Genomic DNA, 16,009 nt, shown 5'->3' on the forward strand with positions numbered 1-16,009 from the left:
AACTACCTAGTTACCGGCCTTAAGAATCATACAACCATCATCTCATCGAGAGATCGCAAGGCCGTACAAGCGGCATCGACGTCCGCTTGCGTCGAGGTGCAACCAAGGCTTAATCGCAAGGTTCCGCCGAGTTGACGTGTACCGAGCGAGTCGTGAATCATCCCCGCGCAGTGGAAGCCTGCCCGGCACTCGACTCCGCCTGCTGAATCCAAAAATACCGCCATTTCTTGCGGGGTTTGAAATAGAGACGACGAGCTCTTCGCAACGAGGCTGAAAACGGGTAGCCGCTGCTCAAGGCTTGCGATCGGCGAGCCCACCAATGCGAGGTTTTCGCAGCTGTGAATGGTATCAAGAATGGTCTGATTCCAAAGTTCGTAGGGAGGCTCCGCGGATTGCTTCTTCCATTTCAGACCGGCGTTCAAGCTGGCTATGGCGGGAACATTCAAATTGCCCGACTCCACGGTTGCTTGCCAGGAGAATTCACCATTGATTTTGTCACTCGACTCACCTGTTCCACCGATTAAAAACGGTGCACATAATCCTTGTACCACAGACTTAATGATAAGGACTCCAGTTCCCAACATGCCGCATAACCCTTTGTGTCCGGCTGTTGCCAAGATATCAATACCGAGCTCGTGTAAATCGATCGGCAAGTATCCGGCAGACTGCGAGGCATCGACCATGAGCAGGATACCTCGAGAGCGAGCAATAGCAGAGATGGCCTTTAGATCTTGTACGGCACCGGTAACGTTGGAAACGTGGCTCACAATTAGCAAGCGAGTATCGTTACGGATGGCACTTTCTAAATCCGATGGATCGATCATGCCTTGAGAGTCGCAACCAACGCTGCTCCATTGCAACCAGTTTCGCGAGGCAGCCAATTCTAGCGGACGCAGCACGCTATTGTGTTCGATCGAGGTTGTGAGAACATGTAAAGGTTGGCTTGTGGTGCCGAGGGCTAGACCGAAGATCGCTGCGTTGAGAGCGTGGGTACCGTTGCTGCAAAACGCAATCTCTTCGGTAGATGAGGCGTTAAAAAGTGCGCGTAGGGAGCGACGGGTTTCCTGCACCAAGTTGTTCGACTCAAGACCGCTTTTGTACACACCTCGACTGGCTGGAGCACCGCAGTCAGATTGGTAGTGCACCATCGCTTCCAACACGCTCGGTGGCTTGGGCCAAGTCGTGGCGGCATGATCCAAATAATGTCTCGCGGGCACTGTCTAGCGACTCATGATTACGGGAAGAGATAACGAAGGATATTTCGGAGCGGTTGGCTCGGCATATAGGCGACGGGTTGACCAATGATGCCTCGTCCCAGTTGAGCTTGGCGGACATCTTGTCCGAGACCAATCAGTGGCCGATATTGGCTCGCATAACCATTAAACGCACCGGGGAAATAGGTTGGCGGAGTGTAACTAAATGGAGTACCCGTGTTGGGGGCATACTCGTAGGGTTGGGTGCCACAGGTGTTGCAACCAGTGCTCTGGCGATAAACCGTTGGCGATACCATGAACCGTGCATCGGTCTGACATGGCGGGGCGTTCACAAATGGTTGGCTGTTAACAATGCCCGAGCGCGGATCGAACGTGGAGGGTTGGGGAGTAGATCCCACCCCTGATGGAGGGACATAGGTGGCTGGAGGTGCTGGCATGACTGCCCCAATTCCGGAGCCTCCGACTCCCGAGAGAGGTGCGCTCGTGTAGCCAGAGGGGCTAGGTGTTATCAAGGTTGGGTTTGATGAGGGGGGGCTTCCCGGGATCATTCCTGGCACGCCAGTCGATGGGCTTGCGTAGGGCACTGATCCCATGGGAGGTGGATTGTAAATGGGGGCCGCTAATGCACCATCCCCGAGACCAGGTTGGCCAACTAGCCCGGGCTGGCCAGTAAACCCGGGCTGGCCAGTAAACCCGGGCTGGCCAGTAAACCCAGGTTGTGGTGAGGCTATTCCAGCGTTGGGGAGTATCGGTGTCGGAACGCCCGCAGACGGATTGCTCATCGGTGGCAAAACGGGAGCGCTTCCCATGCCGGGTAAGTTTGTTGGCTGGGAACCGAACGGAATCTCCGGTTGAAGTGATGAGCGAACGGAGGATGAAGAGACTAGTTTCGTGGATGTCGAGGAACGGTTGACCAGAGGGACGTAACACGAATCGTTGACCGACTCAACGCGAGCACGTTGTGTTGGGGCGTTGCCAGAAGAGGCTCCACTGGAGGTCGTGGGAGGATCCAATTTCGGTTGCAAATTAGGAGAGGAGTACTCTGCGCTGCCATTCTTGAAAAGCTTCGGACGAGTGTGCGCTTCGTCATCTTCCTGCCACGCGGTTCTTGCGGCGCGTTCCTCGAGCGAACTAGGTTTCTCAACGTACTCTGCCAACGGATCTTTCTTGCCTTTCTCAGTCTCCAGCTGACTGATCATCCATCTCAATTCTCTAAGATCGAGCGGGGCCTGTTCGTCGGTGCGTTCCGCAAACTGCAAAGCCTTCCTGGTTTGGTCCTGGCCATCTTCCGGATCGAAAAAAGATGCTTTACCGACAGATAGCGATCCGCAGAATGCGACTGTTGGCAAAAGGAGGGCGATGGTTGGTTTGGAGAAGGCTCGGGTTGGCATTAATTTGACTCCGGGTTGATTTTCACGTTGGATGCTTTGAGTCGATCGATCTCAGGACTTAGTTTTTTTAGTTGCTCGGCATCGAGGTACAGCTTTAAAAAGGGAGCATACTGCTTCGAGGTGTCCGCTTCGCACGACTCGACGAGGGTGACTAGGCTTTCCAAGGGGTTTTGGTCGAGCATGAGGAGGTTCAACTCTTTGAGGTCCGCCAAAAAGTCCACTTTGCTGATTTTGCAATTTCTCAGGTTAAGAGTTTTCAGTTGCTTGAGTCCCGACAAGCTCGGAATCGATTCGATAGGATTGCCAGCCAGTTGTAAGGTCCAAAGCTTTCGGAGGCCTTCTATGGCGGTAAGGTTGGTGATCTTGTTGTCATTCAAGTACAGCGAGTTGAGTTTCTGCATACCTGCAATCGGAGCTAAATCACTGATCTGATTTTTGGACAGTTGGAGGTATTGCATCTGTTTTAGGTTGGCCAGGTGCTCGATGGAGGCGATCTGGTTGCCGGAGAGATCCAAAGACTGAACGTTTTTCAACTCTGCTATAGAGGTCAAATCCGTAATCTCATTGTTGGCGAGATCGATTTTCATGATGGCTTTGCAGTGTTCTAGCCCTGCTAGACTCTTGATCCCTTTTCCGCGAGCGACAACCTGCGAAATGTTTTTGACGTCATCAGCGGTGATGGGCTGGTCGTTGTAGCGTTTCTCAAAGACCTCCCAACGGATAGCTTTTTCTAGAGCTTTGTCAGGAAATACGTCTTGAGCGCCAGCGATCGGGCCGATTCCCAGCCCCGTCAATATTGCGGTAGCAGCGACGACATAATGGCACCAGTTGAATCTCGAAATAGGGTTAGCAATCATAGGAATATTCGCGAGGCGGGGAGAGGTTGTCAGCTGTCGTGGAAGAAAACACCACCCTTAACACTGTAGCCCAATAATCCCCGGAATTCCAGCATTGATGCAGTTCGCGTGCTCACACGGCCCGATTTCTCAATTAAATCCGTGAAACCGACCCCAAAATGGAGTAGGATTTGGGAACAAAAATTGCACGATCGCCAAATTGGGCAGTACGCTTCGGGCGAGTGCTGATCGCCGCATTCCTTGCACCTAACAAAAGAATCGTTCTGAATTTGTCGCCAATGAGAGTCTTAATCACTGCGTTTGAGCCGTACGACATATGGCAACAAAACTCGAGCTGGGAGGCTCTGGTGGAATTATTGCAACAGAAAGGTGCCATCGCTGGGGTGACCACGAGGCGTTACCCGTGTGATCTCGGGCAACTCGTGACTCGACTCAACAAGGACCTTTCAGCTGGCTACGATGCGGTTTTGCATTTAGGACAAGCCCCCGGAGCGAGCCGGGTTTTACTGGAGGCGATCGCTCTGAACGTCGCTGGAATCACTGAGGTTGCGGGGGATTTTTTTGGCCCCTTGGTGCCGCGAGGTCCGGTTGCTTATCGAACTTCCTTTCCCTTAAACGATTGGTATCGCTCCCTCAGGCAGCATGGCATCCCCTGTAGTATTTCGTATCATGCTGGGACTTATTTGTGCAACGCAATTCTCTACCTAACCCACTATTGGTTTGAACAACACGATTTGCAGCGACCAGTCGGGTTCCTGCATATCCCCTTGACTTCCGAACAAACAATCCAGAGTATGCGAGACCTGCCGTCGATGTCCAAGCGGCAAGCAGCGGAAGCAGTCGGTCTGGTTCTTGATCAGATTCTGCAGTCGGCGAAACCTGTCACTGAGTTTGCTTGATATTAGCAGGGGGTGGCTTAGTAGCAGCAGGAAACAAATCCAAGCAGGAAACCAGGAGGATCATGTTGTCGATAGAAGCATGGGTGGACGCGTTCCGTAAAGGGGAGCTTACCGAGTTCGAGCTTGCTCAAAAGATTCTGCAGCAAACCAATAACACGAGCGTTGGATTGAACGTTGATCTGGATCGATCACGCCGTTGCGGTTTTCCTGAGGTGATCTACGGACAAGGGAAGTCTCCTGAGACGATTTGCAAAGCCCTGGATCAATTGCTTGAGCGAGAGGCTGAGATTCTCATTACGCGCATCAACCCCGAACAAGTGCGGGTGGTGTCCGAGGCGTTTCCTTACCATCACTGGAATTTTCGTGCCAACACATTACGGGTGGGACGCAGCGCGATTCCCAAAACTTCGGAGCAATTGTTAGCGGATAGCCCGGCTGCTCTCGTCGGTGTGGTAACGGCCGGAACTACCGATCAGCCCGTTGCTTTGGAAGCTATGGAGACGTTGACTTGGATGGGCATTCCGGCGAAGCTGATTGAGGATGTAGGCGTGGCTGGTCCTTACAGATTGCTAGCCAGAGTGAGCGAGTTGCAAACGTATTCTGTCATCGTCTGTATCGCAGGGATGGAGGGAGCTCTTCCTAGCGTGCTCGGTGGGTACGTTAGTTGTCCCGTGATTGCTGTGCCAACTAGCGTTGGATACGGGGCGAATTTCGCAGGTCTTTCCGCACTGCTCAGTATGCTGAACTCTTGCGCGTCGAACGTGGCCGTGGTTAACATCGACGCTGGTTTCAAAGGAGCCTACATGGCAGGCTTGATGATCAAGCGAAACCGGCCTGCTTAGAAGAATTGGTGAAACTGGCATCACTCCGTCGCTCAATTCCGATTGTAGCGACGATACCGATTTTACCATCCTGCGGAGTTATCTTTGTAGGCGTTGGTGAGATATGGGGTGCTTGGGGAGTGATACTGGGCTAAGAGAAAGGAGCACAGATCAAGGCCACTACTTCACAACACGATGAATCTTTCCCAAATCATACGAGAGACTCGATTCTTCGCAGTTATTCTGCTGGTGTTACTCGTCAGTTACTGTTTGTTCGCACCGAACTATCGGTGGAGTGATTCGTTCGATGAGACACCCTACGCTGCCGATTTTCTTCAGGAGTGGACCGGTGCCCGGCTGATCCTATCCGGAGAAGCTGATGAGTTGTACTCGGATCGCTTTGTTCAGAGCCAGCATGACAAGGATGTTGTTGGCTTCGCGTGGAATTCGGCAGAATATTTTCCTGCAGTTTATCCGCCACCACACTATTTGTTGTTTTCCGTGTTCGGTCTTGCTCCCTATCAGTGGGCGGGAGTGTGTTGGTTGGTGGCCCAGTTCGCTTTTGTCTATGTTAGTTGGTTGGCGATCCGAGATGTTATGGCTCGCGAAGCTAGCAAAGCTGCACGGGAAGATATGGCGAACAGTTATGCATCATCGCTGTGGATGGCACTTATCCTTTTCCCACCATTGCTGTTTTCCATTACGTTGGGACAGAAAAGCACCCTGTGGATGATGCTCATTGCCTTGTCCGTTTATTCTGTGATACGTGGCAAGAATTTTACTGGTGGGATAATTTTCGGAATGCTTTCGATCAAGCCGACTTTATTTTTTCTGTTGCCGTTGGTGATGCTAAAGCAGCGGAGGTGGGGTTTCGTGGCTGGCAGCTTTGTGTCTGCTGCCGGGATCTGGGGGGGAGCTTACTTGGTGATGCCCGCATCGGTATGGACTGGTTTTTTAAGTGTGGCGAGCACGGCGGGCTCGTTTGCCGAGAACGGAGGGTATCGACCGGAGTGGTCTTGTAACCTGATGTCCCTGGCGTACGCATTGCCAACCGGCTACGTGAGTTGGGGAAAGCTCGCGATTTGCGCTCCTTTGGCTATCTATCTGTTGTTCGTAGCTATTTTCCGTAGTCCTAGAATGGACAGTCCGATCGGCTGGCTGCTGGTATTGGTCTGTACCGCGCTTTTGAGCCCGCACTTTTATTACTACGATATGTGTGTATTGTTAGGTCCATTGCTTTGGTTGTGGAGCCGAGCCTCTCGAGAAGCGACGATAGTCTACGTCGCACTCGCTGTCTGCTGCGTCGTCAATGGAGACGTTTATCGCATTTTAGGGGTGCCACCAATGCCGATCGTTTTGATCGGAATGGTGTGTGCTGCGGGGTTGGAGGTGGCGATGAAGGAGGGGGCGGGGAGCAGGCGTGGCAGACATGGACGCAGAGATCGCAAATTTCCGACTGATTGTGCCACTACGAAAAAAATCCACGGCACAGCGACCGTGGATCTTTAAGATATGTTCCGCTCAAAATGGACTGAGTCGAGTTGTTAGGGAACGGTCGAGATTTACTCGGTGACCGTTTCCTTGATTTTCTGGAGGAAATGTTCTCCAGAGGTTTTGCACAGGTCCTTGCAGTGCTTATCGGCTTTTTTCAGATCATCGTATTCGAAAACGGCGACTCTCTTCAAGCTTTGGTTAAATACACCCCAATAGAGTTTGATGCGTGGTTCTACTGCTGCCTTCCTGGTTCGCTTCGCCTTGACCGGCGCTGGGGCATCTGGGTCGACTTCCTTGACGGCCTTCTTCTTACGTGGGGTTTTGACAACAGTTTCCATGGATATATAGCTCCAAAAGGTATGAAGAAAGCGAATGCTAGCTGCCGCCAGGGCTTACAAATTCAACACACAGAAGTGTGGGAGGAAGTTGAAGGGTAAGCGTAACACCCCGGGGCCGCCTAAATTTTGCAGCATTCATTATAGAACCAACGACCGTTTTCTAAAACCGCTTCACGAGAAAATTCAGAATAACGGTGTTTTGTTGACCGACCAGACGGTCGGCAGAAAGTTCGCTTCAATCGTTTCAACCGGCAGATTCTCTCAATTCGTTAACCTCAGCCTCCGATATTACTCAACAGATGCTCGGTTGCAATTCGCCTTCCGATCGAGCTGCAACAACAGAACAAAAAAACCTCCGGGGTGCGCAATGATCGAAAATCGAGGAAATTTCTGGAAAAAGCGGCTGTTCCGCCAAGCAATTCGCCTCGGAACGATCCATGCATGCTTGCTGGGAACCTCATATTCGCTGGTAGTAGCTCAGGAATTGCCCGGGCTCCCACCCGCAAACTTGATGCCAACTCGGCCGTCTACGCCCATTACGACGGGTTCATCCAGTGTCGGAATTAAAATTCTGCCTGTATCGCCGCCAGCGGCTTTGGTTGGTGCTCCTGGAAACCGGACGTTGTCGGATGCCTTGCCCGTTCGTGCCACACCGCAACTCAACAGTGGAGCCGTTGTTGTCACTTTGCATGATCAAATGGAACCATATCTTGGCAATTCGCCTGCGGCGTTGCCGAGGGTGTCTCCCGTAGTGGCTGGTGATCTGCCCGCACAGCATGCAATTGGACCGTCGATCATAGAAAATGATAAGGCGAAACGTACGGGACCGGTCAAGCTAAGCTTTGGCGATTCCGGGATCGTTGATCTCGGAATCACTCGCCCTCGGCAAGAACCATCCTTGAGCCCGAGGACCCCCGAGCTTTTGAGGCCGGAGAGGCACAGCATATCGCAAACTGTAGTTCTGGCTCAAGCTGCACAGTTAACAGGCGAAGGCTCGGAAGATTCGGATGCCATCGCAGGCCTGTCAGAACCTCGCACATTGGTAACGGGAACTGACTCGGTGGTGCGAACGAGCCAAGAAACTCCTTTATCACGGTTGGTGCCACCGGAGAGAATCACACCACCCATGCCGATGCCGCTTTCGAGAAGCGACGAGAAGGCATTCGTGCCCCAGCCTGTCGAAGAAATGCAAGTCGCGGAGCCATTGGTACCAATGGCAAAGGAGATCAACGATAGTTCCTCGAAAGCAGGCCCACCTAATATCGCACAAAAACCTGCACAGACGTACGACGTTGAGTCGCAAAGTACCTACTCATTTGACATGCCCTTTGTCGTGGACCAAGTAGTCTCCCAAAACAGTGATGTTTGCATGGCGTTCCACAACGGCCGCACAGTGACCGTCGTCGGGGGCAAGGGTGGCGGCACCATGCTTACGGTTGTAGCAAAAAGTGGCGAATCGCAATTGATCGCAGTCAATGTGGCGAGCGTTGGCAGGCAAATTGCTCGAGCGCAGACAGAACTAGATAGGGTAAAGGAAATGATTATAACCCTGTATCCTGATGCGAAAATTCAAATCCAGTCACTTAAGACGGGGGAGCTAGAAATCAAAGGCATTGTCAACTCCGAAGCAGATGCTAAGAAGATTCTGGAGCTAGTTCGCAAAGTCTGCTTGGTTCCAGTGAACGATAAACTCAAGGCTTTGCGTTAAATGTTCGTCAGCTATGAAATGCTTCCTTCGGCAATCCAGGCGAGTATTCGGATGCTTAGCGACTTCGGATAATCAGCGACAGGTTTGGATCCTGTGAATGAGACCTGGCTAGCATCGTTATGTTAGCCAATTTTTTTGTTTGCTCGAAACTTCCTTGCGACTGAATCAGTCCCAACTCATAAGCCAATCGGTCCGAGTGCCCTGGCAAAATCACCCGCCAATCAAACGGAACCTTACCTGGCCGCAATTGATTGACGTGGCTGACCAAGTTGGTCGTGCAGTTGTTGTTTATGAGATCGTAGAACTCCGGTTCACGTTGTAGTTTATTTGAACGGTCTAGCATACCCACGAGCAAGTTCTGTGTTTGATCGGGCGTTGCCCTTCCTCGATAAAGATACACCTCGACATCACGTGTATTCGTTCGGAGTGGAATCACGTCCCTTTCGTCTGCGATCACATAAATGAGCTCGAATTTCTTTCTTAGGCCACCTATGGCGGAATACGATTCTCCTTGATCGAGCCTCGCCTCAACAGAAATGCAAAAGTGCTCGCCCGATCGCAATCCAAAGCTGAGCATCGTATGGGCCAGTAACGATGTCTCCTTGAACGGAACAACGATGAAATCGACATTAACGACGTCGTCCAGATTAAAGGTGAGGTCATAATGTCGGACGTCGTAGTCCTCTTCGGTTCGATACCGGCAGTTGCGAACGTGGCGGATCGTGATTTTATTTCCCTTGAACTCGGCAAACGGTAGAATCGCCAAATCGGGACGCCAGACACGCCCCATGGACTGGGCTTCTTTCTGCAAGAATCTGTTGCGAATTCCGCCAGTTTCTCGAAGAAGCTGTCTATCTTGCACTTTCTGCCCACAACCTGTTAGCAAGATCACCCAGACCAGGTGTATTATAAGCCTTGCAGTTACAGACATTTGCAGATTCGCGCCATCGGGAAAAGAAAGGTTTGAAAAGCCCCGCACTAAATCCCGAGCGATAGCATACAGTGCTACACTGTGTCAAGGTCCACGCAGCCGAGTCGCCTACCCCCCGTTGGCCGACTGCGATAGCAGCGCGATTGGGTGAATTTTCTTTTTTTGGTAAATCGGACGCCTTGGACAGATTATAATCTTGGAAAGTGTAGCGAATTGCTACGCTCAAATCCCACCTCGTGGCTCACCCCATTCTGCCACACTCCACGTAAGCTAAGTCGTTCAATGAGTCTGTTTTGTTCTAGGTTTCTCCTCAAGCTTTCTTCTTATCGAACCCTCTCGCTTGGGCTTTCGAACCTGAGAATTGCTATCGGAATATGCCTGGTGCTCTGTATCGCGGCCCCCGGCAGGGCTCAGACGGGCGACATCGCCAGACTGATACACCCCGACGTGGCAGACAAACTCAGCTTGACCGATTCCCAACGTGCAGACCTGCAAAAAAACCGTCAAGAAAAAACGACAGCCGTTGCCGCCGCGACTGGACCAGCCGAGAAAGCCAGAATCGCAGGCGAGTTCGATCAAAAAGCCTTGGCTTTGCTAACCGACGAGCAGCGGGCTCTGTTCGCAAACCTGGAACCACTTCGAAAACTCAAATTCCAATTCCGTGATATGAAATGGGACGAGGTCCTGTCCTGGTTCGCCGAACAACAAGACTTGACCCTCGTCATGGATCGAATTCCACCCGGTTCGTTCACCTACATGGACGTCAGGGAGTACACTCCGAGCGAAGGGATCGATCTGCTGAACAGCGTACTCATGACCCGCCGTTTTGCACTGGTTCGCCGAGAAAAAATGCTCGTGGTCATGGAACTCAGCGATTCGATCCCTCTCGAACTGATCCCCCGCGTCACACAAGACAAATTGCTCGAACGCGGCCAATTCGAACTGGTCAGCGTGATCTTCCCGCTAGGTGGCAGACCGATCGATGCAGTCCTGTCCGAAGTCAAACCGTACTTGAGCAACTTCGGACGCGCGATCCCGCTCGCCCAAGGAGGCCAATTGCTGGTCGTCGAGAACGCCGGCAAAATGAAAACGATCAATGAGTTGATTGCTTCGGTTCCCGTCCCGCAGCGACCTCCCAAACCGGAGCCTCCGCCACCGCCACCTCAACCTGTGTTCGCAGCCTACCCCATCGCTGGGCTCGATGCTGCCGCGACCCTGAAAACGATCCAGACGCTCGTCCCTAGCCAACAGATCACCGTCGATGCCAAAACGAATGTGCTGAGCGCGTTCGTCATCCCAGCTCAACAAACCGCGATCAAATCGGCTCTTGATCAGATGCTCGCCAGCTATTCGCAATTGCCGGACAATCGGGCCGTTGCCTATCAAGTTCCCCCAGCTGCCGTGACGGAAATCGTAAAGCACATCCAAGCCCTCGTCCCGGAGGCCTCCGTCCTGCCCGTTTCGGATCGCGTACTCGTGTCCGCGTCCCCAGAACAACAGCAACTGATTCGAGATGATTTGGCCAAGCTCGATATTTACCCCGTCGAACAATCGGGCAAGAACATGAAGTTTTTCGAACTCGATGCGAAGCTGCTAGCCTCTGTGGAGCCCGCTCTCAAAGCTATCATCCCAAGCCTGCAGGTTTCCTCGAATGCAACCGCAGGAAGCCTCATCGTGCGCGGTACCGAAGAGGATCTAACACTCGTTTCCGAAATCATTGATAGCTGGAAACAAGCTTCCTCGAACACCCTTTTCAAACTCCGCTCTTTTACCCTCGATCGACCGGCCACGGCAACTTGGTTGACTACGGTTGCGAAGATCGTACCAAACGCAACAACTTGGTTGGATGAGGAAGGGATAAAGCTTACTGTGTTGTCTTCCTCCGAAGACTTGCAGACGCTGGAAGCGAACCTGGCGACCCTCGTCGAGCAGATTCCTATACCTCTTGAGCGAATTCTTCGTATCTATCCTCTCTCAAAATCGCAGGTGTCTCGACGGCAGATGTTGAGCGATTTGCCACAAAAGCTAAGCACCATCAAACTGCTGGATGGCTCCAATGGGCGAGAGCTGTATGTTTGGGGAACTTCAGAGCAGCACGAGGAATTCAGTAATCTACTAGAAAGCATCGACACGGCATTGCCAGAAGGTGCACCGAAGTTGCCTCGTACCTACAAAGTGGATTTTCAAAACGTAGCCTTGGTCCAGCAGATCCTTACTGCCGAGTTCTCGGATGCGACGATCACTTTGGATGCTGAAGGCCATACGTTGACCGTGGTTGCCGAAGAGCCAACGCACACGAAGCTGGCTGCCAGGCTCGAGCTGTTTCAAGAGAATTTCCCCAAGAAGACACCGGTTCGATTGGAAAACTATTCGGTAAAGGGGATGACTGCTGAGATCTTGCAAACGACCCTGGCTCCATTGCTTACCAAAGCGAGAGTGAACGTCGATTCCAAGAACGCTCGCCTTTTGATTACGGCTGACGAAGAAACCCATGCCGAAATCGCGGAACTGGTCTCAGCCTTAAGCGATGCGACGACTCCCGACTTGCAGAAAGTAGCCATTGTTTATCCTATCGATCACGCCAAGGCGACACAGGTAAAGCTCGTTGTGGATCAACTCGGCCTCACTGTCACGACTGTAGCGGACGACACGTTAAAGCAAGTAGTAGTAACTGGGACGATCGAGGATCATGCTGTTGTTAAATCGATGATCTCGCAAATGGATCGCGTCTCGCTCGGAACAACCGATAAGCAGATTCGAACGTTCGATACGAAGAAGGTCTCCTCTGCTTATTTGCTTCCCGTACTTCAGAAGCTTTGGCCCGATGTAGATTTCTCTGCCGACCCCTCTAGCAACCGAGTCATCGCGTCCGGAAACCTTCGGCAATTGGACGCAATCACATCCGCCATGGATCGATTGATTGCTTCGCCGGACGGAGCGGTCCAATCGGTCAAGACCTACCAGATTGCGTCGGGGGATATGGTTACGCTGCCAGTTATCTTGGGGCAAATCGCGCCGCAGGCACTTCTCAGTGTCGATGCGACATCACGAACCATTACGGTTTGGGCCAACGAAGAACAGCATACCCGCGTAGAACAAGCGATCGAGCAAATCTCGAAAGTCGCCCAAAGTGCTAAGACCCCGATGACATACCGAGTCAGCCCGACGCATGCAGCGCCAATTCAATTGGCGATCCAAGCCCTCGTGCCGAATGTGAGTGCTGCGGTCATTGGAACAACGGGACAATTGATCGTGGTCGGTTCAGAAGCTCAGCAACAGAAGGTTGCGGAGATCATCGACATGCTTTCGAAAGAACTCGATCAGTCGAATCGAACGGTACGTGTGATCAAGATTGACCCAGAGATGGTGGATCAGGTGTCGTTGCTTGCCGCGTTGCAGAACACGGTCCCACCGCAAGTTAAACTGGAATCCAATGCATTGAACCGAACCATCATGGTGATCGGTACTGCCGAAGAAGTCGATGCCGTCGAAAAGAAGATTGAGGAACTGAAGCCTCAGATACCTGCTGCACCTAACAAAATTGTAAAGCAGTATCCGATCAATACCTCGGATAGCACCACTTTGCTTGCCGTATTCCGGGCGACCTTCCCAACAGTTAGTGTAGTACCAGATCTGGTACAGAAAACGTTTGTAGTGACCGCAAGCGACGAAGAACACAGTAAGGTAGATGAATTCTTAAAGGGATACGATTTACCTCGTGCACCGGTGTTCTTTGACTTGAAGCCGACAAGCAGCACGTCTGTTTTGGCTTCGCTTAAAGCGTTATATCCTGGCGTTACCATGACCTTTGATGCGCCAGCCAATCGAGTGATGGCGATTGTGGACGAACAACAAAATCAACGCATCGCAGAATCGATTCAATCGCTCGAACAAGGTCTCGACACCGGCGAGAAGACTGCCAAAGTCTTTACCCTCGATGCCGACAAGTACGACGTAATTGCTTTGTCGACACATCTAAAGAGCTTGATCCCAGCCCACATCTCTCTCGAGGCCAACGCTCGCAGTTCCACCATCTTGGCGATCGGCACGGAAGCAGATCTAGCTGAGGTATCAACCAAGCTAGAGTCATTGAAAGAGCAAATGCCTTTGGTCAATTTGGGAAAGACCGAGGTGTACAAACTGCAGTATGCACCAGCCACCAGCGCGACCGGCATCAATACGATCATCACCACGCTCTACAAGGATGTCACCTCCTACGGTGACCCCATCAATGGAACCTTGGTCGTTACCGCGACACCAACTCAGCATGAGAACATTGCGTCCATTGTGAAGGGGTACGATCAAGGAGCCAACGATCTCGAGACGCAAGTCTTCACAATGACTAAGGCAGATCCTCTTTCGCTAAGAACCGCACTGGCAGGGAGCAATCCCCGAATCTTCATTACAGCAGACACGGCAACCAATAGTTTGATCGTGACCGCACCTTCGGGGCAGATGGAGCGAATCGAGAAAGCGATTCAGGAAGTGGAAAAATCGGATGACCGACGAAAGACGACTCAGTCCTATAGTCTTTTAGCCGCCGAACCAACCGCCCTAGCTCGAGCGCTAGGCATCAGCTACCCCAAGGCCACGATCACGGCAGATACTACTAACAACGCTATCTTTGTCGCCGCCACTCCCGAGGAACACGAGTCGATTAGTAAACTCGTTAATGACTTGAATGACCTGCCGACCGGGCGGGGCGGTGTTAAGATCGCGCCTCTTCAATATACGAATCCCGAGTCTTTGGCGAGAACCATCACGGCCGCGCTAGGGCCTCGGTCGAGATTGGTGGTTACGGCCCACCGAGAGAGCAGGTCGTTGTTCGCTGTCGGGAATCCAGTCGAGTTGCGGACGTTTGAACAGCTTGTAGAGCAACTTGATACACCGGAGAAAATGGATGACGATCGGCAATTCGAATCCTTCCCGCTCAAGGGAGTTGATGGCACATCCATCGTTTCGTCTCTGACCCGATTGTTAGCGGGCAATGATGAACCGCCGGATATCAAATACGATTCTCTGAATCGTCAAATCCTTGCAGCGGGGACGAAAGATCAGATCGCCAAGATTAAGGAGGCTTTGAGCAAGTTCGATGCGCCGAAGCGAGATTTTGAGATCTTTCCGCTGAGGACTATCGATCCGTTCACATTTCGTACGGCCGCGGAGGCACTCTTCGAACAGGAACCGAGCAGCAATCAACCGACGATCAATGTGGACAACAGCTTGCAACAAGCGTTGATTTATGGAACCAAGGAGCAATTAGAACGAATCGAGCAATTGATCGTTCGGATGAATGAGGGGGCGACGACTTCTAAAATCGGCAAACGCGAGGGAGTTCGGTTTGTGCCTGTGAACCGAGATCCACAATCGTTGCTGGAAAACGTGCAGAAGCTATGGCCCAAGATTCGGACCAATCCGATCCAAGTGATCGATCCCAAAAAGATTCAGCGAATCTCGCCCGACGATCGTCAATCCAACAACCTAAACGCAAACTCCCCGAAGGAGAGATTCGTCTCGTTTGCTGATTCTGCTGCTCAGGATTCTCCACCCGTAATTCTCATCACCGGTGACGAACAATGGACCATCGCGTCTGAAGATGAGGAAGCCCTCGCACAATTCGAGTCGTTGCTTGAAACCTTGCTGAGTCCTAGCGTACAGCCCTATGCGACTGCCGGCAACTTTGGAGTGTACATCCTGCGTCATGCGGCAGCCGCCGAAGTTCGAGACTTGCTGATGGATGTGTTCGGATTGTCGAGTGGGCGGTCTTCGTTCGGTAGCTCGATGCAGCGGCTGAAAATTGTTGCGGACCCTCGCATCAATGCGTTGGTTATCGGGGGCAATCTCGCAGATCGCAAGACCGCAGAAGAGCTTTTGGGGGTTATCGATTCCAAGGATCTCATTGATCGACTCCAGCAGATCACTCCCAAGATCGTGACGCTACAGACCGCCAATGCCAAGAATGTGCTCGACGTTTTACAGGATGTATACAAGTCTCAACTATCGTCTGGGGCTGGTCGAAAGCCTCTGCCGATTCCCGAAGGGGTTTCCACCGAGGTCGCCACGATTTTTCAGCAGCTTAACGCGGCCGCCTCGGGCCCGTTGCTGACTATCGCCATCGATCCCACCTCCAATTCACTCGTGCTGCGGGGGCCTGGTGAGCTAACCGACGAAGTGACCGAATTTATCAACAAACTCGAAAAACAGTCCGAAGACGCACCAGCCCAGCGAATCCAAGTGCTTCGTCTCGAATCCACCAACTCTGCGAACCTCGAACGAGCCTTGAGACTCCTTTACACGAAATAAATTAACATTAGCCGGCCTACTTTAGCGACATTTGCAATATTGACAAAACAGAG

10 protein-coding genes are annotated in these 16,009 nt (G+C 52.1%); 5 read left to right on the forward strand and 5 right to left on the reverse strand.

The genetic code is table 11. The features are described 5' to 3' along the window. Positions 1–26: 26 nt before the first annotated feature. Genes SH449x_RS06650 through SH449x_RS06660 form a run of 3 tightly spaced genes read right to left on the reverse strand, consistent with a single transcriptional unit; the run spans position 27 to position 3,462 of the window. Positions 27–1,217 carry an aminotransferase class V-fold PLP-dependent enzyme gene (locus SH449x_RS06650; RefSeq protein ID WP_482380542.1) on the reverse strand — a complete coding sequence of 397 codons (1,191 nt, stop codon included), beginning with the start codon at positions 1,215–1,217 and terminating at the stop codon, positions 27–29. Positions 1,218–1,234: 17 nt separating this feature from the next. Continuing rightward, a complete protein-coding gene (locus SH449x_RS06655) occupies positions 1,235–2,605 on the reverse strand; it encodes a hypothetical protein (protein WP_482380543.1) in 1,371 nt (456 codons plus the stop codon). Continuing rightward, complete coding sequence (locus SH449x_RS06660) at positions 2,605–3,462, reverse strand: leucine-rich repeat domain-containing protein (RefSeq protein ID WP_482380544.1); 858 nt, start codon at positions 3,460–3,462, stop codon at positions 2,605–2,607. The genes SH449x_RS06655 and SH449x_RS06660 overlap by 1 nt, the downstream gene beginning before the upstream one ends. Before the next feature lie 278 nt (positions 3,463–3,740). Between SH449x_RS06660 and SH449x_RS06665 the strand changes: the two genes are divergently transcribed. The 3 genes from SH449x_RS06665 to SH449x_RS06675 all read left to right on the forward strand — a co-directional run bounded on the left by SH449x_RS06665 (position 3,741) and on the right by SH449x_RS06675 (position 6,691). Then, the gene (locus SH449x_RS06665; protein WP_482380545.1) at positions 3,741–4,361 is read left to right on the forward strand and encodes a pyroglutamyl-peptidase I; all 621 of its coding nucleotides are present in this window, start codon (positions 3,741–3,743) and stop codon (positions 4,359–4,361) included. 62 nt (positions 4,362–4,423) lie between these two features. After that, on the forward strand, positions 4,424–5,203 hold the full coding sequence (larB, locus tag SH449x_RS06670; RefSeq protein ID WP_482380546.1) for a nickel pincer cofactor biosynthesis protein LarB: 780 nt from the start codon (positions 4,424–4,426) through the stop codon (positions 5,201–5,203). Positions 5,204–5,377: 174 nt separating this feature from the next. Next, on the forward strand, positions 5,378–6,691 hold the full coding sequence (locus tag SH449x_RS06675) for a glycosyltransferase family 87 protein (RefSeq protein WP_482380547.1): 1,314 nt from the start codon (positions 5,378–5,380) through the stop codon (positions 6,689–6,691). 53 nt (positions 6,692–6,744) lie between these two features. Here SH449x_RS06675 and SH449x_RS06680 read toward each other — a convergent pair whose 3' ends face one another. Beyond that, positions 6,745–7,014: a hypothetical protein gene (locus SH449x_RS06680; protein WP_482380548.1), complete on the reverse strand. Its 270-nt coding sequence runs from the start codon at positions 7,012–7,014 to the stop codon at positions 6,745–6,747. Positions 7,015–7,381: 367 nt separating this feature from the next. On the opposite strand from SH449x_RS06680, the gene SH449x_RS06685 reads away from it, so the two are divergent. Then, entirely contained in the window at positions 7,382–8,722 is a 1,341-nt protein-coding gene (locus tag SH449x_RS06685) for a hypothetical protein (RefSeq protein WP_482380549.1), read from the forward strand. 55 nt (positions 8,723–8,777) lie between these two features. Here the strand turns inward: SH449x_RS06685 and SH449x_RS06690 are convergent, their stop codons facing one another. Next, a complete protein-coding gene (locus SH449x_RS06690) occupies positions 8,778–9,653 on the reverse strand; it encodes an Lnb N-terminal periplasmic domain-containing protein (RefSeq protein ID WP_482380550.1) in 876 nt (291 codons plus the stop codon). A 447-nt stretch (positions 9,654–10,100) separates the two neighbouring features. On the opposite strand from SH449x_RS06690, the gene SH449x_RS06695 reads away from it, so the two are divergent. Beyond that, positions 10,101–15,956 carry a secretin N-terminal domain-containing protein gene (locus SH449x_RS06695; RefSeq protein WP_482380551.1) on the forward strand — a complete coding sequence of 1,952 codons (5,856 nt, stop codon included), beginning with the start codon at positions 10,101–10,103 and terminating at the stop codon, positions 15,954–15,956. Positions 15,957–16,009: the final 53 nt, after the last annotated feature.

The organism is Brakhagea baltica (assembly GCF_052161605.1).
Classification (GTDB): Bacteria; Planctomycetota; Planctomycetia; order Pirellulales; family Pirellulaceae; genus JBKCUI01.

What these genes read in the sequence shown, in the direction of transcription:
- SH449x_RS06665 (WP_482380545.1), top strand. Translation starts at nt 3,741, where the DNA reads ATGAGAGTCTTAATCACTGCGTTTGAGCCGTACGACATATGGCAACAA.
- SH449x_RS06685 (WP_482380549.1), top strand. Translation starts at nt 7,382, where the DNA reads ATGATCGAAAATCGAGGAAATTTCTGGAAAAAGCGGCTGTTCCGCCAA.
- SH449x_RS06680 (WP_482380548.1), bottom strand. Translation starts at nt 7,014, where the DNA reads ATGGAAACTGTTGTCAAAACCCCACGTAAGAAGAAGGCCGTCAAGGAA.
- larB (WP_482380546.1), top strand. Translation starts at nt 4,424, where the DNA reads ATGTTGTCGATAGAAGCATGGGTGGACGCGTTCCGTAAAGGGGAGCTT.
- SH449x_RS06660 (WP_482380544.1), bottom strand. Translation starts at nt 3,462, where the DNA reads ATGATTGCTAACCCTATTTCGAGATTCAACTGGTGCCATTATGTCGTC.
- SH449x_RS06655 (WP_482380543.1), bottom strand. Translation starts at nt 2,605, where the DNA reads ATGCCAACCCGAGCCTTCTCCAAACCAACCATCGCCCTCCTTTTGCCA.
- SH449x_RS06675 (WP_482380547.1), top strand. Translation starts at nt 5,378, where the DNA reads ATGAATCTTTCCCAAATCATACGAGAGACTCGATTCTTCGCAGTTATT.
- SH449x_RS06690 (WP_482380550.1), bottom strand. Translation starts at nt 9,653, where the DNA reads ATGTCTGTAACTGCAAGGCTTATAATACACCTGGTCTGGGTGATCTTG.